The sequence below is a fragment of the Siccirubricoccus deserti genome, assembly GCF_014283215.1.
Taxonomy (GTDB): Bacteria; Pseudomonadota; Alphaproteobacteria; order Acetobacterales; family Acetobacteraceae; genus Siccirubricoccus; species Siccirubricoccus deserti.
Genome location: NZ_JACOMF010000001.1, coordinates 166,317 through 185,737 on the forward strand (window position 1 = coordinate 166,317; position 19,421 = coordinate 185,737).

Sequence of the window (19,421 nt, forward strand, 5' to 3'; positions counted from 1 at the left end):
GGCGCTGCCCCGGGTGGAAGCACGCCGGCTGCATGGCCGACCATCAGGGCGCCGATGGCGCCACGGCATGCGCCGCCTCCTGGACCGGGGCGAAGGAACGGGGCACCAGGACGAAGACCTCCGCGCTTTCCCGCATCAGCCCGGCACGGGTGGCGGCGGCGGCACCCCAGCCCCAGAACAGGTCGCCACGGGCGGCGCCACGGATCGCCCCGCCGGTGTCCTGGGCATGCACGATGCGGTGGATCGGCGTGCCGTCCACCGGGTCCCGCGTCACCAGGTAGACCAGCGCGCCATAGGGGATGAAGGTCGGGTCGACGGCGATGGAGCGGCCCGGCGTCAGCGGCACGCCGAGGGCACCCGACGGCCCCTCCTCCGGCCGCAGCCCCTCCATCGTCCGGAAGAAGACATACGAGGCATTCTCCCGCAGCAGCGCCGCCGCCGCCGCCGGCGGGGCCTGCCGCAGCCAGTCGCGGATGGCCTGCATCGACATCCGTTCGCGCGGCACCTCGCCGCGTTCGATCAGGCTGCGGCCGACGGCGCGGTAGGGGTGGCCGTTCTGCCCGGCATAGCCCAGCCGCAGCAGCCTGCCGTCATGCAGCTTCACCCGGCCGGAGCCCTGGATGTGCAGGAAGAAGGCATCGACCGGGTCGTCGACGAAGGCCAGCTCCAGCCCCCGGCCATCCAGCGCGCCCCACTCGATGGCCGCGCGGTCCGGCATCGCCTGGCCAGCCGGCGGCGGCGCGTGCAGTGGCACGAGATAGGGGCCGGTCGGATACTCGGCGCCGCGCAGCTCCGGCTCGTAATAGCCGGTCAGCAAGCCGGTGCCGACGGCGAAGGGCTGGAAATACCGCTCCACGAAGCGCCGCATCATCGCCTGGCGCGCCGCCGCCTCGCGCGCCTGCGCCGCGGCGGAGGGCGGGCGGCGGCCGGGGCGCGGCGATGGCGGGCGCAGGGTGTCCGCAAGACGGGCCGCCGCGGCACAGGCCTCCGCCGCATTGGCCACTTGGCTGCCGAGGCGGCCGATCTCGCCGCTGCCGCCGAGCGGCCGGTCGCCCCCCCAGCCGCGCAGCGCCCGGCAGGTGCCGAGGAAGGGCGCCAACGCCTCCACCGGCGCCTCGCCCGGCCATTGCGGCAGCGCCGCATAGCCGCGCGCCTCGGCGGTTTCGGTGGGGGGTGGCGGGGGTTTGGGCGGCGGCGGCGGTAACTCTGCCGCCAGCGCCAGCGCCGGCAGGAACAGCCCTGTCAGGAGAAGTCCGGCGAGCCTGCTGGCCCGCCGGTCGGGCACGGTCGTCAGAGGCTGCGGGTGGCGACCAGCTTCCAGGTCGGGTCGCTGAGGTTGAGGTCGCGCTGGAAGGTCCAAAGGTCGGTCAGCTCCGTGATCGCGTCGCTGCCCGCCACCACCTCGCCGCCACGGCCAATGGTCATGTTGATCTGATCGGTGACGAAACGCACGGTCACGTCGGCAACGGTGCCCCGAAGGTCGGCGGCTTCGATGGCCAGTTCGTTGACCGCGCGCAGTTCGGTGCGCTGCTGCTCGCCGGCCTGCTCGCGGGCGGTGATCGCCTGCTCGAAGCCGGCATAGGTGTCATCTGAAAGCAGCGCGCGCAGGGTCTGCCGGTCGCCGGTGGCGAAAGCCTGGATGATCATGCGGAAGGCACCCTCGGCGCCATCGAGGAAGCGCTCCGGGTCGAAGCCGCGGTCGGCCGCGGCGATGCGGCCGAGCGCCTGGCCCGGCGGGGTGCGCGGGTCCGGCACCACCTTCGCGGCGCGGCCGGCCTGCGGCGGCGCCACTTCCTCGGCCACCCCATCGACCACGCGGCCGCCGCGTGGGTCGTAGCCGGCAGCGCGCGCCTCGGGAGCCGGCGGGCGCTCGAAGCCGGTACGGCGGCCGAGCACGCTCCGCAGCCGCAGTACCAGGAAGGCCGCGACCATCGCGAAGAGAATCAGCTCGATCGGGAAACCGCCACCCATCGTGAACTCCTTTTCATCTACTTAAGCGCGCCCGGGGTCGGTCGCAACGGGTGGTGGGCAAACAGATCCGCGGTTTGCCGCGGATGGCTTGCGGCTCCGGCGGCCGGCTTGTATCGCCATGCCCCATCAAACGGGAACCGCGCCGCGATGATCCTGCTGCGACACGGGCAGAGCGAGTTCAACCTGCACTTCACCGCCACCAGGCGGGATCCCGGCATCGCCGACCCGAAGCTGACCGAGCTCGGCCACCAGCAGGCCGAGGCGGCGGCCGAGGCGCTGGCGGGGGAACGCATCCGCCGCATCATCAGCTCCCCCTACACCCGCGCCCTGCAGACCGCGACCCCGGTGGCCCGGCGCCTTGGCATACCGATCATCGTCACCCCGACGGTGCGGGAGCGCTACGCCTTCTCCTGCGACATCGGCTCGCCACGCACCGCGCTCATGCTCGCCTGGCCCGACATCGATCTCAGCCATATCGACGAGGTGTGGTGGCCGGCGATCGAGGAGCCGGACCATCAGATCGAGGCCCGCGCCGCGCTGTTCCGCGGCGAGATGGCGGCGCTGCCGGATTGGCGGGATACGCTGGTGGTCTCGCATTGGGGATTCATTCTGGCCTTGACCGGACAGCGCGTGGTGAACGGCGAGATCCTGCGCTGCGACCCGACCGGCCCGGCGCCCGAAGGAATCCTCTGGCGTCAGCCGCATCCCTCGGTGGTGAAGCCCTGACATCACCGGCCGGCCCGTGCTACCGGGCTGCCCGCTACCACGCCCCGGCGTTTCCCGCCGGGCCCGCGAAAGAATCCATCATGTCCGACCAGCCCCCGCTGTCCAACGGCCAGCCCGGCGCCGCCCCGCAGGGCCCGCTGGTGCTCAACCTCCAATACACCAAGGATCTCTCCTTCGAGGTTCCCGGCGCGCCGGAGATCTTCACCTCGCTGCGCGAGCAGCCGCGGGTCGACCTGCAATTGGATGTGCAGGCCCGGCCGATCCAGGAAGGCGGCAACGTCTACGAGGTGTCGCTGCAGATCCGCGCCGACGCCCAGGCGGATGGCCAGACCTGCTTCATCGCCGAGCTGGTCTACTGCGGCATCTTCACCGTGACCGTCGACCAGCAGGTGCTGGAGCCGGTGCTCCTGGTCGAATGCCCGCGCCTGCTGTTCCCCTTCGCCCGCAACATCCTGGCCGACGTGACCCGCGACGGCGGCTTCCCGCCGGTGATGCTGGCGCCGATCGACTTCGTCGCGCTCTGGCAGTCGCGCCGGGCCGAGGCCGGCGCGGTGGGCACCGCCTGAGCCGCTCGCCGGGAGGCGAATTGACGCCGATTTGACGCGCGTCGGTTGAAAAATCGCCGCTTGCGCTCGCGCGAATCTTGTGACCGGCCATCCGGGCCATATAAAACGAGGTCAGAACAAACCTCGTGAGCCCGGATGCCATTGGTTTCGGCTTCACCCTTCCCAGTGCTCGCCTTCCCGCGGGCCGGGCGGACAGCCTCGCCGGCCCCTGACCCGGATCGGATCCTGCTCTCCCCGCCGCACCTGACCGGGGGGGAACTGGCCTCGCTGCAGGCAACGCTTGCCGCAGGCTGGGTGGCGCCGGCCGGGCCGGTGCCGGCAGCCTTCGAAGCCGCGGTCGCCAAGGTCACCGGCTTTCCGCATGTGCTCGCCGTCGCCTCCGGCACCGCGGCGCTGCACCTCGGCTACCGCATCCTCGGCCTCACCGCCGGCGACGAGGTCTGGACCGCGACCCTCACCTATGTCGCCACCATCGCGCCGGCGGTGCAGATGGGCGCGCGCCCGCGCTTCCTCGACGTCGCGGCCGACAGCTGGACCCTGGACCCGGAGCTGCTGGAACGGGAGCTTACCCGCGCCGCGCGACGCGGCAGGCTGCCGCGGGCGGTGGTGCCGGTGGATATCTTCGGCCAGAGCTGCGACCTCGATGCCATCCGTGGGCTATGCGACCGCTGGGGCGTGCCGGTCCTCTGCGACAGCGCCGAGGCATTGGGGGCGATGCGGCGTGGCCGGCATGCCGGACTGGGGGCGCGGCTGGCCGCCTTCAGCTTCAACGGCAACAAGATCGTCACCACCGGCGGCGGCGGCGCGCTGGCCTCGGAGGACGCCGGGCTGATTGCCGAAGCGCGGCACCTGGCGACCCAGGCGAAGGAGCCGGCGCCGCACTACCAGCATGAGACGACCGGCTTCTCCTACGGGCTGTCCTCCATCCTCGCCGCGGTCGGGCTGGCGCAGCTCGGCGTGCTGCCGGCCCGGGTGGCCGCGCGGCGGGCGATCTTCGAGGCCTATGTCGCGGGGCTGGGCGACCTGCCCGGCATCGGCTTCATGCCGGAGCCGGCCTGGTCGCGCAGCACCCGCTGGCTCAGCGTGGTGACCCTCGACCCGCGCCGCGGTGGCCCGGATCGCGAGGCGGCACGGCGGGCGCTGGCCGAGGCCGGGATCGAGGCCCGGCCGGTGTGGAAGCCGCTGCACCTGCAGCCGGTGTTCCGCGGCGCGCCGCAGGCGGGGGGCGCCGTCGCGGCGGGGCTGTTCGAGCACGGCTTGTGCCTGCCGTCCGGCAGCGGGTTGTCGCCCGCCGAGCAGGGCCGGGTCATCGCCACCCTGCGCCGCCTCTGGCCCGGCTGACGCCGTGCGCATCCTCTACCTGCACCAGCATTTCTCGACCCGCGAAGGCGCCACCGGCACCCGCAGCCTGGCGATGGCGGAGGCGCTGGCGGCGCGCGGCCATGCGGTGACCCTGGCCTGCGGGCAATATGCCGGGGCGGTGAGCGGCCTCAGCGGCGGGTTCCGGCGCGGCCGGCGGAAGGGCATGGTCGGCGCGGTGCGGGTGGTGGAGTTCGCCATCCCCTGCGGCAATGCCCAGGGCTTCGCGGCGCGCGGCGCGGCCTTCCTGCGCTATGCGGTACGCGCCGGCGGGCTGGCGCTGGCCGGCCACTGGGATTTGATCATCGCCAGCTCCACGCCGCTGACCGTCGCCCTGCCGGCGCTGGCGGCGCGTGGGCTGCGCGGCCTGCCCTTCCTGTTCGAGATCCGCGACCCCTGGCCGGAGCTGCCGCGCGCCATGGGGGTTGGCTCGCCGCTGCTGTGGCAGGGGCTCGACCTGCTGGCCGATGCGGCCTGCCGCCGCGCCGCCGCGGTGATCGCGCTGTCGGAGGGCATGGCGGCGACCGCGGTGGCGCATGGCGCCGAGCCTTCCCGCGTCGCGGTAGTACCGAATGGCTGCGACCTCGGGTTGTTTGGCCCTGGCGTGGCGCCCTGGCGTCCGGAGGGGCTGGCGCCGGAGACCGTGCTGGCGGTCTATGCCGGGGCGCATGGACCGGCGAACGGGCTGGACCAGTTGCTGGCGGCGGCGGCGCTGCTGCAGGCCAGGGGCGCGCCGGTGACGCTGCTGCTGGTCGGCGAAGGTGGCGATAAGCCACGGCTGACGGCCCGGGCGGCGGCCATGGGGCTGACCGCGCTGCGCTTCCTCGACCCGCTGCCGAAGCCGCGGCTGGCCGGGCTGCTGGCGGGGGCGCAGATCGGGGTACAATGCCTGGCGCCGGTGCCGGAATTCGCCGAATGGACCGCGCCGAACAAGCTGATGGACTATCTCGCCGCCGGGTTGCCGGTGGTGGCCAATCTCGGCGGCCGGGCAGCGCGGTTGCTGGAAGATGATCCGCTCGGCCGCTGCGGCATCGCCACGCCTCCCGGCGACACCCCGGCGCTGGCCGGCGCTCTGGCCGCGCTGGCGGCCGATCCGGGCCGCCGTGCGGCGCTGGGCGCCGCCGCCCGCGCCCAGGCAGAGCAGCGCTGGGACCGCCGGGTATTGGCCGAGCGATTCTGCGTGGTCGTGGAGCAGTCCCAGGGCGGGGCCGCAGGCCGAGCCCTGGCCCCGGCGGGAGTCCGGGAGCGGAGCCCCCGAGCCGCCTGATGGAACTCCACCTGGTCGCCGCCGCCCGTCCCAACCTGCCCAAGCTCGCCGCACTCTGGCACGCCCTCGGCGCCAGCGCCCTGCCGTTCCGCCCGGTGCTGTTGCACACCGGCCAGCACCATGACGCCGGGATGTTCGGGGCGCATCTGGCCGGGCTCGGCCTGCCGGCGCCGGAAATCGCGCTTGGCATCGGCGGCGGCAGCCATGCGGAGCTGACCGGCCGCACCATGATGGCCGCCGAGGCGCTGTGGCGCCGCCGCCGCCCGGCCCTGGTGGTGGTGCCCGGCGATGTCGATGGCAGCCTGGCCGCGGCGCTGGCGGCGCGGAAGCTCGGCCTGCCGGTGGCGCATCTGGAGGCTGGGCTGCGCTGCGACGCGCCGGATATGCCGGAGGAGATCAACCGCCGCGCCATCGACGCCATCGCCAGCCTGCATTGGGCCCCGGATGAGGCCAGCGCCGCCCGGCTGCTGGCGGAGGACCATGCGCCGGACGGGGTGCGGGCGGTCGGCAACAGCATGGTGGATACGCTGCGGCGCAGCCTGCCGGCGGCCCGCGGCCTGGCGCTGCCGGCGGGGCTCGAAGCCGGCGGCTATGGCGTGGTGACCTTGCACCGGGCGGCGAATGTGGACGATCCCACCGCCTTCGCGCCGCTGCTGCGGGGGCTGGAGGAGGCCGCCGCGCTGCTGCCGCTGGCCTGGCCGCTGCACCCGCGGGCCCGCGCCCGGCTGGCGGCGCATGGGCTGGCGGTACCGCCTGCGGTCACCCTGCTGCCGCCCTTGCCCTACCTCGATTTCCTCGGCCTGCTCGCCCGCGCCCGGCTGGTCGCGACCGACAGCGGCGGGGTGCAGGAGGAGGCGACGGCGCTTGACCTGCCCTGCCTCACGCTGCGCCCCAGCACCGAACGGCCGGTGACGCTGGAGGCCGGCACCAGCCGGCTGGTCCCGGCGACGGCGCTGCCGGCGGCGGTGCGGCAGGTGCTGGCCGGCGACTGGCCCAGGGCCCGGCCGATCCCGCTCTGGGACGGGCAGGCCGGGGCACGGATGGTGGCGCATCTGGCGCAGCGTCTGGGATGAACCCGCCCCAGGTCCTGCTGCTCTCGGCGGCGCATCCGCCGGATGACATCCGCGTGGTCCGCAAGGAGGGCGCGGCGCTGGCCGCGGCGGGGTGGCGGGTGCGCCACTTGGCGCCAGGCGACGAGGCGCCCGCCATGGTCGCCGGCATCGGGATCGAGACCTTCCGCCGCGGCGCCGGCTGGCGCGGCCGGCTGCGCGCCCTGCCCGCCCTGGCCCGCCGGGCCGCCGCCAGCGGCGCCGCGGTGCTGCATGCCAGCGAGCCGGACAGCTGGCTCGCCGCCCTGCTCGCCGCCCGCCGCAGCGGCGCGCGTGTGGTGATCGACGTGCATGAGCACTACCCCTCCCGGCTCGATGCCCGGCTGCCCGCGCCGCTGCGGCCGCTGGCCCGGGCGGCGCTGCGGCTGGGCTGCCAGCTGGCCGGGCTGGCGGCCGATGCGGTGGTGGTGGCAAAGGATGGGCTGGCGGCGGAGTTCGGCGTGCCGGCGCGAACCGTTGCGGTGCGGAACTACGCCCTGCCGGTGGCGGTGCCGCCGCGCCGCCACGCGCCGGGGCCGCTGACCCTGGTGCATGCCGGGGCGCTCGGCCGCGGCCGCGGCTGGCCGCAGATGCTGGCGGCCCTCGCCCTGGCGCCCCCCGGCACCCGCCTGCGCCTGATCGGCCGCTTCACCGACGGCAGCGAGGCCCAATTCCGCGCCCGGGCCGCCGCCCTCGACCTCACTGACCGCATCGAATCCCTGCCCTGGCTGCCGCATGCCGAGGCGCTGGCACGGATGGCCGAGGCGGATATCGCCCTGGTGCTGTTCCAGGCCGGCGAGGTGAACCACCGCCTCGCCCTGCCGCACAAGCTGTTCGACGCCATGCTGGCGGGGCTGCCGGTCATCGCCCCGGATTTCGCCACCGAGGTCGCCGCCGTGGTGCGGGACGCCGGCTGCGGCGAGCTGGTCGACACCGCCGACCCCGCCGCCATCGCCGCCGCCATCGTCCGCCTGGCCGAACCGGCGCGGCGCCAGGCGCTGGGCGAGGCCGGGCGGCAGGCCGCCGCCACCCGCTTCGGCTGGGCCGGCGAGGCGGCGCGGCTGGTGGCGCTGTACCAGCGGCTGGCCCCGCTGCCGCCCGCCGGTGGCGGTCCCGGACGAAGCGTCCTATAGCAGCGGGCATGGCTCGCCGCGCGCCGCACCGGATTCTGCTCAACCTGCTGCTGGATTCGGCACTCGCCTGCTTGGCCCTGCCATTGGCGGTGCTGCTGGCCACGCCGGGCGAATGGCCCGAGGTGCATTGGTGGCTCGGCGCCGCCCCCGGCGCCGCCCTGGCGCTGCTGATGGCCGGGCTGCCGGTGCGGCTGCCGCAGCAATACTGGCGCTTCGCCGGCCTGCCGGACCTGATGGGCATCGGCGTCGCGGCCGTGCTGGCGGCGCTGCTGTTCTGGGGCGGGCTGCATGCCCTGGGCGGCTGGCGGCCGACCAGCCCGGCCTTCCCGGCGGTGCATGCGCTGGTGCTTGGCCTGATCCTCGGGCTGCCGCGCATCGCCGGGCGGCTGCACCATGCCCGCCGCGGCCCGGGGTCGGATGTCGCGCCGCAGCCGGTGCTGCTGGTCGGCGCCGGCGACGCCGCCGACCTCTTCATCCGCGCCCTCAGCGCCGAGCGCACTCCGGGCTACCGGGTGCAGGGCATCCTCTCCATGCGCTCCCGCCAGGCGGGGCGGCGCATCCATGGCCACCCGATCCTCGGCACGCTGGATGACGCGACGGCGCTGCTCGACCGGATGCGGGCCGAGCACCGGCTGCCCTCCCTGATCGTGCTGGCCACCCCGCATGTGCAGGGCCTCGCGCTGGAACGGCTGCTGGACGCCGCCGACCGCCACGGCGTGCCTGTCCGCCGCGCCCCCTCCGTCACCGCGCTCGACCCCCAGGCACGGCGGATGACCACCGCGCTGGAGCAGAAGGAAGCCCCGCGCCTCCAGCTCCGCCCCGTGGTGATCGAGGATCTGCTGGACCGCCCGCAGGTGCCGCTGGACCGGGAGGGCATGGCCCGGCTGATCCAGGGACGGCGGGTGCTGGTGACCGGCGCCGGCGGCACCATCGGCGGCGAGCTGGCACGGCAGGTGGCCGCCCTCGGCCCGGCCCAGCTCACCCTGCTCGACCACGGCGAATACGCCCTCTACGAAATCGACCTGGAACTGCGGGAACGCCACCCCGACGTGCCGCGCCGCGCCGTCCTCGCCGATGTGCGCGACGAGCCGCGGCTGCGCCGGCTGCTGGAGCAGCTTAAGCCGGAACTGGTGTTCCACGCCGCCGCGCTGAAACACGTGCCGATGGTGGAGAACGACCCACTGGAAGGGCTGCTGACCAACGCCCTCGGCACCCGCGTGGTGGCGGATGCCGCCCGCGCCGTGGGCTGCCGGGCGATGGTCTTCATCTCCACCGACAAGGCGGTGAACCCGACCAGCGTCATGGGCGCCAGCAAGCGGCTGGCCGAGATGTACTGCCAGGCGCTGGACGTCTCCGCCCGCGCCGGAGAGGGCGGGATGCGCTGCGTCACCGTCCGCTTCGGCAATGTGCTGGGCTCCACCGGCAGCGTGGTGCCGCTGTTCCGCCGGCAGCTTGAGCGCGGCGGGCCGCTGACCGTCACCCACCCCGACATGCGCCGCTACTTCATGACGGTGCGGGAGGCGGTGGGGCTGGTGCTGCAGGCCAGCGTCATCGGCGCCGAGGACCGGGAGGACCAGCCGCCGGAACTGGCCGAGGGCGGCATCTTCGTCCTCGACATGGGCAAGCCGGTGAAGATCGTGGAGCTGGCGCGGCGCATGATCCGGCTGGCGGGGCTGCGGCCGGAGGAAGACGTGGAAATCCGCTTCACCGGCCTCCGCCCCGGCGAGAAACTGTACGAGGAGCTGTTCCACGGCCAGGAACCGCCCCGCCCGACGCAGTTCCAGGGCCTGCTGGTGGCGACGCCGAGGACGGCGGACCCGGCGCTGGTGGGGCGGGCGATCGACGAGATCGCGGCGGCGGCCCGCAGCGGCACCCCGCGGGCGGCGCTGGCGCAGCTCGGGCGGCTGGTGCCGGAGTTCGACCATAACGTGGATGGCGAGGGGTCGCGGGCGGCGCAGTAGCGCGTCCTACTCCGTTCTGACTTGGCCATCGCACCGAGGCTGTGTGGGCAGGGCCAGGGGCAATTCCCCTGGACCCCATCAAAGGCCGCAGGGTCTTAGGAAATGGGGAGTTTGATTGGGTACACGCGCCGGTGGCCTAACACGGGCAGAAGCCGTGCTTGTACTTGGCCTGTGTATCCGCTTTCGATTTCAATCCGCAGGCTTGTGAAGCTGATATCCGTTCAACCCATTATCGGTTAGCGCTTTTATTGGGATCTTCCAAATGATCCGGACTGGCTAGTCGAAACCCGCCTGAGCCTAGACCCTTCTTGTAGCTGATGCGCCGGTTGCACGGCCCTACGCTGCAAAGGAGTGGCTGGCCTATGGCGGACACAAGCATCGAGTGTACCCGGCCGACCGGAGCCTGGGTGGCCGCCCGCCGGAAGGAATTCCACGACGCGTTGGCAGCCTTCAACCCCGCCAAGCCAATTCTGATCCTCGGCCACCACGACGCGGACGGGCTTTCCTCCACGGCCATCCTGTCCCGTGCACTCGAGCGCGGCGGGCGGAACACCAAGGTTCGGCTGCTCGGCCGCGGCGAGAATGTTTGGTCTGCGGAGATGGCGTCAGAGCTTCGCGCGCAGGACATCGGCGGCTTGATTGTGGCCGATCTCGGTACCCGCGCCGAGCCGCCGCTTCCTGGCATGGCCACTGTGCTCCTGGACCACCACGTGCCTGCCGGTGTTCCGCAAGCGGCGCTGCTGATCAGCGGCCACGGCCTACATCCGACGCCCACCACCTCGCTTTTAGCTTGGTGGTGCACCGGCGCTATAGCGGAGGTGGACGACCTCCTCTGGCTTGCGGCGCTCGGCATTATCGGTGACATGGAGGATGCATCGGGCTTCCCCGAACTCGCAGCGGCGCGCGAGCGCTGGGGCATCACCGCGCTGCGTAAAGCCGTCTCTCTCCTGAACGCTCCGCGTCGGGCCAGCGCCGGCGATGCTGGTCCGGCGCTCGCGCTGCTATTGAAGGCGGACGGACCCAAGGCGGTGCTGTCGGGCGAATACCCCGAAACCGCGTTGCTTCAGGCAGCCAAGGCAGAGGTGCAGGAGGCTCTGGCCGAGGGCCGCCGCGTTGCCCCCCAGATCCGCGGCGAAGTGGCCCTGATCCCCCTACACTCAGCCTGTCAGATCCATCCGCTGATTGCGCAGCAGTGGAAGGGACGACTGAAGGATAAGGTCGTGATCGCCGCCAATACCGGCTACCGCCCAGGCTGGGTCCATTTCGCCGCGCGCTCTGGACAAAGCACTGATCTGATCGACTTTCTTCGTCACCATCGGCCGGAGGGCGCCGACCCTGTGAGCTACGGCAACGGCCATGCCCAAGCCTCAGGCGGAGCACTGCTACCCGCGGCCTGGAACCGCTTCGTGGCCAAGCTTGGCTTTGGTGCCGAGATGCAGGTGCCGGCATGAGCGCGCACCGTCGACAATCCTCGCCAGTCCCCGCAGGGTCCAAGCTGAGGCCACTTCGCCTGGGTGTCCCGGTCAAGCTGATGGGCGCCCCGGACATCAAGAGCAATGACACCCGCCGCTGGCAGCAGAACCCTCATCTGAAGGTCTCGCTGGAACACATGGACCGGGCACTGGACTATCTCGACCGCCATGACATCCGCATGTACCGCCTGTCCTCCGATTTGGCACCCTATGCCACCCATCCCGACATGCCTCAGTTCCATTCCATGGTGCGCGATAGCGATGCCGAGTTGCGGGCATTCGGCGCCAAGGCGAAGAAGCTGGATATCCGGCTGAGCTTTCATCCCTCCCAATTTGTGGTGCTGAACAGCCCCGATGCTGCGCTGGTGGAAAAGAGCATCTGGGATCTGAGCTCTCAGGCGGAGATGCTGGATCGCATGGAGCTCGGGCCCGAGGCTGTCATGGTGATCCATGTTGGTGGAACCTATGGCGACCGCACTGCCGCTAATGCGCGCTGGGTGGAGACCTGGGACAACAAGCTGCCGGAGCACGTGCGGCGTCGCCTGGTGCTCGAGCACGACGATATCCGCTTCTCCGTTTCAGACATTTTGTGGATTCACGAACAGACGGGAGTACGGCTGATTTTCGATCATCAGCACTTCTGGTGTTTGAACCCGGATGGGCTCGACATGCGTGACGCGTTGGAGAGAGTAATCCGGACCTGGCCCAAAGATCAGAGGCCAAAGGTTCACTTCTCCTCCCCGCGCACGGAAATGCGGGAGCTCAAGCGCAAGGAGAAAGGGACACGCAAGTTGAAAACTGTGCTGGTCGCGCCGGTGAACACAGGCCATGCGGACTTCTGCAATCCATTTGAGTTCATCACCTTCATGCGGACGGCGGAGGGGCTCGACTTCGACGTGATGCTGGAGGCCAAAGTCAAAGATCTGGCGTTGATTCGCTTACGCCCCGATCTGCTGCGCTACGCCCCGGATGTGGCGCAGCGCTTCGGGTTGGAACCGGCCAAGGCGCTGGCTCTGAAAGCAGAGGAACAACTCCTCTTGGAGGAGGAAGCCGATGATGAGGAGGAGGCCGTTCACGGGGGAAGCTAGGGATGCTTGTCCTTCACCCGCCGCGCCGGCCGCCCGCCGGTCGATACCCGCGCCCGGCTGGATGCCATCTTCCGCGCCGTCACCCTGAAGGCTCCGGGCGGCGGCCGCGGCGCCTGGCGGCAGTTGCCTTCGGGCTTCGGCAAGCCGGATACGGTCAGCCGCACCTATCGCCGCTGGGCCCGCGCCAACCTCTGGGCCCGGCTGCTGACGGAGGTCGCCTGCCCCAGCTGCCCGCCGGTGCTGCGCCGCCTCACCTATGTCATCTGCTGCGCCTTCCGCCGCGCCATCCGGGTCATGGGCATCCGCGCCATCATCCTGGCCCGGCGGCTGCGCCTGTTCTCCGCCCTGCCGGCCCCCTCCACCCTGGTCTACGACCGGGATTTGTCCGAAACCCTCTCCGCCATTCTCCCCAACGCCCTCGATCGCCTGCGCGCCGAGCCCGGCTGGCGCCCGCCGAAGGGCTTCATCCGCGCGGTGGATGGCCTCATGCGCTTCGCCCTCGGCCGCCGCCCCCGCCGTCGCATGGAACCCGCATGAGTTTCCCCAGCAAACGAACGGCGGGGTCCGGGGAGGCCCCTGCCTCCCCGGCGGGGTCCAGGGGCAGAGCCCCTGGCCTTCCCTTGTTGCACCCCGAAACCCCGGTTGATTTTGCCCCGACCCCCGCCGGCCCTACTAAGCCCCGCATGACCGAACCCCGCCCCATCGCCTTCTTCGACATGAAGGCCCAGCAGGCTCTGATCCGCGCCGAGATCGACGCCGGCATCGCCCGCATCCTCGACCATGGCCGCTTCATCCAGGGGCCGGAGGTGGATGCGCTGGAAGCGAAGCTCGCCGGTTTCTGCGGCGCCGGCCATGCGGTCGGCGTCTCCTCCGGCACGGATGCGATCCAGATCGCCCTGATGGCGGAGGGCATCGGCCCGGGCGATGCGGTCTTCCTGCCCGCCTTCACCTACACCGCGACGGCCGAGGTGCCGCTGGTGCTCGGCGCCACCCCGGTCTTCGTCGATGTGGACCCCGCCACCTTCAACCTCGACCTGGCGGACCTCGAACGCCGCGTCGCGCTGGTGCTGCAGGAAGGACGGCTGCGGCCGCGCGCCGTCATCGGCGTCGATCTCTACGGCCTGCCGGCGGATTGGCCGGCGATCCGCGCGCTCTGCGACCGCCATGGCATGTTCGCGCTGGATGATGCCGCCCAGGCCTTCGGCGGGGCGCTGCATGGCAAGCGGCTCGGCGCCTGGGCGCATGCCACGGCCTGCAGCTTCTACCCGACCAAGACCCTCGGCTGTTACGGCGACGGCGGCGCCATCATCACCGACGATCCGGCGCGGGCGGAGCTGTACCGGTCGCTGCGCACCCATGGCGAGGGCAAGTCGCGCTACGAGGTGCTGCGCACCGGCATGAACGGCCGGCTGGACAGCATCCAGGCCGCCATCCTGCTGGCCAAGCTGCCGCTGCTGGAGGGGGAGCTGAAGTCCCGCACCCAGGCCGCCGCCTGGTACGAGGCGGCGCTCGGCGGCCGCGTCACCACCCCGCAGGGCTTCGCCGGGGCCGAGAGCGCCTGGGGCATCTACACCATCCTGCTGCCGGACGCCGAAGCCCGCGCCCGGGTGCAGGCGGCGATGCAGGCGGCCGGCGTGCCCTCGGCGATCTACTATCCGAAGCCGCTGCATCGCCAGCCGGCCTATGCCGAGGCCCATGCCAGGGGCATCGGCGCCCCGCCGCTGAACGGCCCGCCCCCGCTGCCGGTCAGCGAGGCGTTGTGCGAGCGCTGCCTGTCCTTGCCGATGCACCCCTACCTGACGGAGGCGGATGTCGCCCGGGTGGCGGACGCGGTGCTGGCGAAGCTGTAAATGCCGACATATTTACGATCCTTGTTGAACCGAACGGCGGCGGCGCGCTTCCATGATGGCACATCATGGAGGCTTCAGGCATGCGCCGGCGCTCCCTGCTCGCCGCGGGCACCGCGGCGCTGCTACCTCGCCCGGCGCCCGGCCAGGGGGTCGAGGCCGGTGAACCCGTCGACGTGCTGCTGGTGCTGGCGGTCGACGTCTCCCGCTCGGTCGACGAGGATGAGGCGCGACTGCAGCGGGAGGGCTACCGCAACGCGGTCTCCGACCCGCAGGTGGTGGAGGCGATCCGCGGCGGCATGATCGGCGCCGTTGGCCTGGCCTATGTCGAATGGGCCGGGGCGGAGTACCAGCGCCTGGTGCTGCCCTGGGCGCGCATCGCCGGCCAGGGCGACGCCCTCGCCTGGGCGGAGAAGCTGGCGGAGGCGCCGCGCGCCTCGCTCTCCTGGACCTCGATCTCCGCCGCGCTGGACTTCTCCCGCACCGTGCTGGCGCAGGCGCCGTTCGATGCGGCCCGGCGCGTCATCGACGTCTCGGGCGATGGGGTGAACAACAGCGGCGGCGCGGTGGAGGTCGCGCGCGATCGGCTGGTGGCGGAGGGGGTCACGATCAACGGGCTGCCGATCGTCAACGACCGCCCGACCTTCGGCCGCATGCCGCCGATCCCGCTGGACGACTACTTCCGCGAGAGCGTGATCGGCGGCGCCGGCGCCTTCGTCATCGTCGCCGAGGACTTCGCCAGCTTTGGCAACGCGGTGAAGCGGAAGCTGATCCGCGAGATCGCGATGCTCGGCGGGCCGACCGTTGGCTAACCGGCCCGCAACGGCGCCGCGCGTCTCAACCTGCGCCGGAGCGATGGCTCAGCGCTCGACATCCTCGATCGAGAGGCCGAAGCTGGCTACGCCCTCGGCCAGCAGATCGCCCAGCGTGTCCATGTTCAGCAGGTAGGTCGCGGCGTCACCACTCTCGTTGCGCTCTGCAGCCAGGCGCAGCGCCTCCTGCCATTCCTCCGGCCCATAGTCGCCGCGGCCGGTCCAGGCGAGGGCGATCAGCGCGGCCTGCTCATCCTCGTTCAGCGCGTTGATGAACTCGTGCAGCGCCGCCTCGGTCAGGTCGTCCGGATCCTCCTGCAGGAGGGCGGCCTCGCTGTTCTCATCCTCCGAGAGCTGGGCGGGGTCGACCTCTTCCTTGCCTTGCAGGACGCGGGCGTTGTCGACAATGGTCGCCACCGTCTCGAGGCTGATGCCAAGGTCGATATCATCGTCGTCGACGGGTCTTGCCATTGCTTTGCGATCCCATGCGGTAAGCCGGGTAAGCCGGAATACGCCGTCACGGTTCCACGCCCGGTGCCACGCCAGCGGCAGAATTGTACCGGAGGAACACCCTGCCGATGGCGGCGTTGGCACGCCAACAGCACCTTCAACCGACGCTCGGGTGGAAAGGGTAGAATCATGGGGCAGCGGGACGCAAGCGGCTTGGCTTGGCATGGCGCAGCAAGTCTGGCGGTGCTGCTGGGTGGGCTGGCGTTGCCGCTGCCGGCCAGCGCCGACATTGCCCCCGGTCTGGCCTGCGGCACCAGCATGCCATCGGCGAATCGGGCGGTCCTGCAGCAGGTCGCCGACCGGCACTCAACGCAGGCCCGACGACGCCATGACCAGCGCCATGACGAAGCACTGCCGTCGTTGCCCGATGCCTCGCCCGCCGTGCTGCGGGCGTTCTTCACCTGCCCAACAATGGCCATGCCCCGGCCCGGTGATGGCTGGCGCAGGGAAGGTCCGGTGCGGCTGAGCTGACCCCGGCCTGGAGCAAGGACCGCTACGCCGCCCAGTCCGGCGCGAAGCCTGGATTGACCAGGCGACGGCCCTTCGGCAGCGCCGCAAGGGCCGCCAGATCGTCGGCGTCGAGAACCAGCTCGGTCGCCGCCAGATTCTCCCTCTGCCGGGCCGGCGATGCGGCCTTCGGGATCGCCGCCACGCCAGGCATCGCCAGCAGCCAAGCCAGCGCCACCTGCGCCGGGGTTGCTCCATGCTTCTCCGCGATGCCGCGGATCACCGGATCGTCCAGCACCTGCCCCTTGGCGACCGGCGTGTAGCTGGTCAGGACGATGCCCTGCGCCCTGGTGTAGTCCAGCAGCCGCTGCTGCGAAAGGTAGACGTGGTGCTCCACCTGCAGGCAGGCGATGGGCGCGATCTTCGCCTCCACAGCGGCCCGCAGCAGACCGAGCGGGAAATTCGCCACGCCGACCGCCCTGGCGCGCCCTTCCGCCAGGATCCGCGCCTGCGCCGCCAGCACCGAGGGCAGATCGAGTTGTGGGCTCGGCCAATGCACCAGCAGCAGATCAACATAGGGCTGGGCGAGCCGGTCCAGGCAGGCGTCGAAGCCACGGCGGAAGGCATCGCCCTGGGGCTTGTCCCACCATACCTTGGTGGTGAGGTAGACCTCATCGCGCCGCAGGCCGCTGGCATTGATGGCGGCGCCGACCGCTGCCTCATTGCCGTACATCTCGGCGGTGTCGATGTGGCGGTAGCCAAGGCCGAGGGCGGATTCCACCGCTGCCTGGCACGCGGCGCCCTGCATCGGCCAAGTACCGAAGCCGAGCCGCGGCAGGCGCGTCAGCGCGCTTTCGAAGAACGGGATGGTCATCGGAAGCCCCTCTACCGGCGGGAAAGATCGACCATGCCGGCGAAGCCGGTCTCGGTGCCGAAGGCGAGATGGGTGCCAGCGGCATTCCAGCCGATGGCCGAGACCGCGCCATGCCCCGGCGCCGCCACCGGCACCACCTTGCCCGACGCGATCTCCGCCAGCAGTACCAGCCCATCGGCGAAGCCGGCCGCGACGATCTCGTGTTGGGGATGGCAGGCGACGGCGCTGCACAGCACGCCATCGCCGCCGGCCAGCTCGGTTGGCGCCTTGCCCATCGGCCCGCCGCCGAAGAACGGCCAGATCACCACGCTGTCGGCACCGCTGGTCGCCAGCCACTTGCCGCGGGCGGTGAAGGAGAGAAAGCGGGTCTTCGACGGGTAGCCGGACATGCGCATATGCTGGCTGTCGGACAGGCGCCAGCCGTGCAGGGCATTCTCCTGCATCGCCGTCACCACATGGGTGCCGTCCGGGCTGATGGCGATGGCGGCGTGGCTGCCCTTCCATTCCAGCACTCGCGGCTTGCCGTCCTTGGCGGCGACGAACCACAATGAGGCGCCGTTGTAATGGCTGGCGGCGACGCGCTTGCCGCGGGCATCGAAGGCAATGCCGCCGACCGCGCTGGGGTGCGCCAGGGTCTTGAGCGCCTCCCCCTTGGCGTCGAACAGGTGCAGCTGCTTGCCGACCGCGGCGGCGCGCAGCCCGCTCTCATGCGCGGCGACATGCTCGACCCATTTCATCGTGCCGAGCCTGGCGATCTCGCCCACCGTGCCATCCGGCGTGATGCGCACCAGCCTGCCATCGTCGCCACCGGTCAGGAAGCCATCCTTCGCATCCGCCGCGAGCGACAGCACCGCGCCGTCATGCGCTGCGGCGGCAGCCCAGGCCTCGGCCGGCTGACCGGGGCGGGCGACATGCACCATGCCGTCGCCGAGGCCGAAGCCGCAGCTGCCGTCCCGGCCGAAGGCGAGCCCCACCACCCAGGCGCCGAGGTCGCGCGAGACGCCGCGGCTTTCGAGCAGGAAATCGGCGCCTCCGGAGGTCTCGCTCATACCGTCCCCTCGGCGTCCACCTGGCAGGCCTCGAAGCCGCGGCGCAGCACCGGCCGATTCAGGTCGCGGCCGATGAAGACCAGCTTGGAGCGGCGCGGATCGCCCTCCTTCACCGGGCCGATGAAATCACCATCGGCGATCATGTGCACCGCCTGGAATGCGAAGCGGCGGTCGTCATTGGCGTAGTAGAGGATGCCCTTGGTGCGCAGCAGGTCCTGGCCCTTGTTGGCGAGGAGCTGGCTGATCCAGGCGTTGAAGCGCTCCGGGTCGATCGGCCGCGACACCTCGAAAGAGAGCGAGTTGATCTCGCCATCATGCTCGTGGTCATCCTCGCCCGAGAGGAATTCCGGCTCGCGCTCCAGGATGCGCTTCAGGTCGAAGGCCTCGCGGCCGATGACGGCGTCGATCGGCACGTCGGATTTCGTGCTGCGGCGGATCTCGGCATAGGGGTTGATGGCGCGGATCCGCCGCTCCACCTCCTCCGCCTCGGCCTCGGTGACCAGATCCATCTTGTTCAGCAGGATGATGTCGGCGAAGGCGATCTGCTCCACCGCTTCCTTGCTGTCGGCCAGCCGGGCCGGCAGGTTCTTCGCATCCACCAGGGTGACGATGGCGTCGAGCCGGGTGGCGCGCTTCACATCCTCATCGGCGAAGAAGGTCTGCGCCACCGGAGCGGGGTCGGCGAGGCCGGTCGTCTCGACGATGATGCCGTCGAATTTGCCGCGGCGCTTCATCAAACCGCCGATGATGCGGATCAGGTCGCCACGCACGGTGCAGCAGATGCAGCCGTTGTTCATCTCGAAGACTTCCTCGTCGGTATCGACGACGAGGTCGTTGTCGACGCCGAGCTCGCCGAACTCATTGATCACCACGGCGAATTTCTTGCCGTGGTTCTCGCTGAGGATGCGGTTGAGCAGGGTCGTCTTGCCGGCGCCGAGGTAGCCGGTGAGGACGGTGACGGGGACTTGGGTGGTCTCGCTCATTCGGGGGCTCCGCGGGGCGGGGTTCGGTTGGCCGGGAATATGGGACGGCCGGCGCCGTGGGGCAAAGGGCCCGGGTCGGGTCAGGGCCGGGGCCGGGGCGGCATGCGGCACGGCGGCGGCGGGCATGTCGCGGCACTCGGCCATGACGTCGCCTCTATCGGCGAGGGCCGCGTCGGGGATGCTGTCCCCGGCCCCCCCCGCTGGAGGGCAACCAGGCGTCCTTGAGGACCGCGGCGTGGATCCGGGCTTTGTGGTTCTCGAAGAACTG

19 protein-coding genes are annotated in these 19,421 nt (G+C 71.4%); 13 read left to right on the plus strand and 6 right to left on the minus strand.

The window, feature by feature from the left end; translation table 11 throughout:
• Window positions 1–43: 43 nt before the first annotated feature.
• Entirely contained in the window at window positions 44–1,285 is a 1,242-nt protein-coding gene (gene mltA, locus H7965_RS00810) for a murein transglycosylase A (RefSeq protein WP_186768613.1), read from the minus strand.
• Window positions 1,286–1,290: 5 nt separating this feature from the next.
• Entirely contained in the window at window positions 1,291–1,971 is a 681-nt protein-coding gene (locus tag H7965_RS00815) for a Tim44/TimA family putative adaptor protein (protein WP_186768614.1), read from the minus strand.
• 147 nt (window positions 1,972–2,118) lie between these two features.
• Here H7965_RS00815 and H7965_RS00820 point away from each other — a divergent pair, with 147 nt between their 5' ends.
• The 12 genes from H7965_RS00820 (at window position 2,119) to H7965_RS00875 (ending at window position 15,290) form a co-directional block, all read left to right on the plus strand.
• Window positions 2,119–2,697, plus strand: coding sequence for a histidine phosphatase family protein (locus H7965_RS00820; protein ID WP_186768615.1), 579 nt, complete (start codon window positions 2,119–2,121; stop codon window positions 2,695–2,697).
• Window positions 2,698–2,777: 80 nt separating this feature from the next.
• The gene (secB, locus tag H7965_RS00825; protein ID WP_186768616.1) at window positions 2,778–3,263 is read left to right on the plus strand and encodes a protein-export chaperone SecB; all 486 of its coding nucleotides are present in this window, start codon (window positions 2,778–2,780) and stop codon (window positions 3,261–3,263) included.
• 135 nt (window positions 3,264–3,398) lie between these two features.
• Complete coding sequence (locus H7965_RS00830; protein ID WP_186768617.1) at window positions 3,399–4,604, plus strand: DegT/DnrJ/EryC1/StrS family aminotransferase; 1,206 nt, start codon at window positions 3,399–3,401, stop codon at window positions 4,602–4,604.
• Between the two features lie 4 nt (window positions 4,605–4,608).
• The gene (locus H7965_RS00835) at window positions 4,609–5,889 is read left to right on the plus strand and encodes a glycosyltransferase family 4 protein (RefSeq protein ID WP_186768618.1); all 1,281 of its coding nucleotides are present in this window, start codon (window positions 4,609–4,611) and stop codon (window positions 5,887–5,889) included.
• Window positions 5,889–6,962 carry a non-hydrolyzing UDP-N-acetylglucosamine 2-epimerase gene (gene wecB, locus H7965_RS00840; protein WP_186768619.1) on the plus strand — a complete coding sequence of 358 codons (1,074 nt, stop codon included), beginning with the start codon at window positions 5,889–5,891 and terminating at the stop codon, window positions 6,960–6,962. Before H7965_RS00835 ends, wecB begins: the two co-directional genes overlap by 1 nt.
• Complete coding sequence (locus H7965_RS00845; protein ID WP_186768620.1) at window positions 6,959–8,110, plus strand: glycosyltransferase; 1,152 nt, start codon at window positions 6,959–6,961, stop codon at window positions 8,108–8,110. The genes wecB and H7965_RS00845 overlap by 4 nt, the downstream gene beginning before the upstream one ends.
• A gap of 8 nt (window positions 8,111–8,118) precedes the next feature.
• Entirely contained in the window at window positions 8,119–10,071 is a 1,953-nt protein-coding gene (locus H7965_RS00850) for a polysaccharide biosynthesis protein (RefSeq protein WP_186768621.1), read from the plus strand.
• A 362-nt stretch (window positions 10,072–10,433) separates the two neighbouring features.
• Window positions 10,434–11,522: a single-stranded-DNA-specific exonuclease RecJ family protein gene (locus H7965_RS00855; RefSeq protein WP_222440410.1), complete on the plus strand. Its 1,089-nt coding sequence runs from the start codon at window positions 10,434–10,436 to the stop codon at window positions 11,520–11,522.
• A complete protein-coding gene (gene uvsE / locus H7965_RS00860; protein ID WP_186768622.1) occupies window positions 11,519–12,631 on the plus strand; it encodes a UV DNA damage repair endonuclease UvsE in 1,113 nt (370 codons plus the stop codon). The genes H7965_RS00855 and uvsE overlap by 4 nt, the downstream gene beginning before the upstream one ends.
• Window positions 12,632–12,637: 6 nt before the next feature.
• Window positions 12,638–13,168, plus strand: coding sequence for a transposase (locus H7965_RS00865; RefSeq protein WP_186768623.1), 531 nt, complete (start codon window positions 12,638–12,640; stop codon window positions 13,166–13,168).
• Between the two features lie 146 nt (window positions 13,169–13,314).
• Window positions 13,315–14,481: a DegT/DnrJ/EryC1/StrS family aminotransferase gene (locus tag H7965_RS00870; RefSeq protein ID WP_186768624.1), complete on the plus strand. Its 1,167-nt coding sequence runs from the start codon at window positions 13,315–13,317 to the stop codon at window positions 14,479–14,481.
• An 80-nt stretch (window positions 14,482–14,561) separates the two neighbouring features.
• A complete protein-coding gene (locus tag H7965_RS00875; protein ID WP_186768625.1) occupies window positions 14,562–15,290 on the plus strand; it encodes a DUF1194 domain-containing protein in 729 nt (242 codons plus the stop codon).
• Window positions 15,291–15,338: 48 nt separating this feature from the next.
• On the opposite strand, the gene H7965_RS00880 is transcribed toward H7965_RS00875, so the two are convergent.
• Window positions 15,339–15,761: a DUF3775 domain-containing protein gene (locus tag H7965_RS00880; protein WP_186768626.1), complete on the minus strand. Its 423-nt coding sequence runs from the start codon at window positions 15,759–15,761 to the stop codon at window positions 15,339–15,341.
• 168 nt (window positions 15,762–15,929) lie between these two features.
• Between H7965_RS00880 and H7965_RS00885 the strand changes: the two genes are divergently transcribed.
• Window positions 15,930–16,271, plus strand: coding sequence for a hypothetical protein (locus tag H7965_RS00885; RefSeq protein WP_186768627.1), 342 nt, complete (start codon window positions 15,930–15,932; stop codon window positions 16,269–16,271).
• A 22-nt stretch (window positions 16,272–16,293) separates the two neighbouring features.
• Here H7965_RS00885 and H7965_RS00890 read toward each other — a convergent pair whose 3' ends face one another.
• From H7965_RS00890 to H7965_RS00900, 3 genes are read right to left on the minus strand one after another with little or no spacing between them, the layout of a single operon-like run.
• Window positions 16,294–17,121, minus strand: a complete 828-nt coding sequence (locus H7965_RS00890; protein WP_186768628.1) for an aldo/keto reductase — start codon at window positions 17,119–17,121, stop codon at window positions 16,294–16,296.
• Window positions 17,122–17,132: 11 nt separating this feature from the next.
• Window positions 17,133–18,170 carry a WD40 repeat domain-containing protein gene (locus H7965_RS00895; protein WP_186768629.1) on the minus strand — a complete coding sequence of 346 codons (1,038 nt, stop codon included), beginning with the start codon at window positions 18,168–18,170 and terminating at the stop codon, window positions 17,133–17,135.
• Window positions 18,167–19,153, minus strand: a complete 987-nt coding sequence (locus H7965_RS00900; protein WP_186768630.1) for a CobW family GTP-binding protein — start codon at window positions 19,151–19,153, stop codon at window positions 18,167–18,169. Before H7965_RS00900 ends, H7965_RS00895 begins: the two co-directional genes overlap by 4 nt.
• Between the last annotated feature and the right edge of the window lie 268 nt (window positions 19,154–19,421).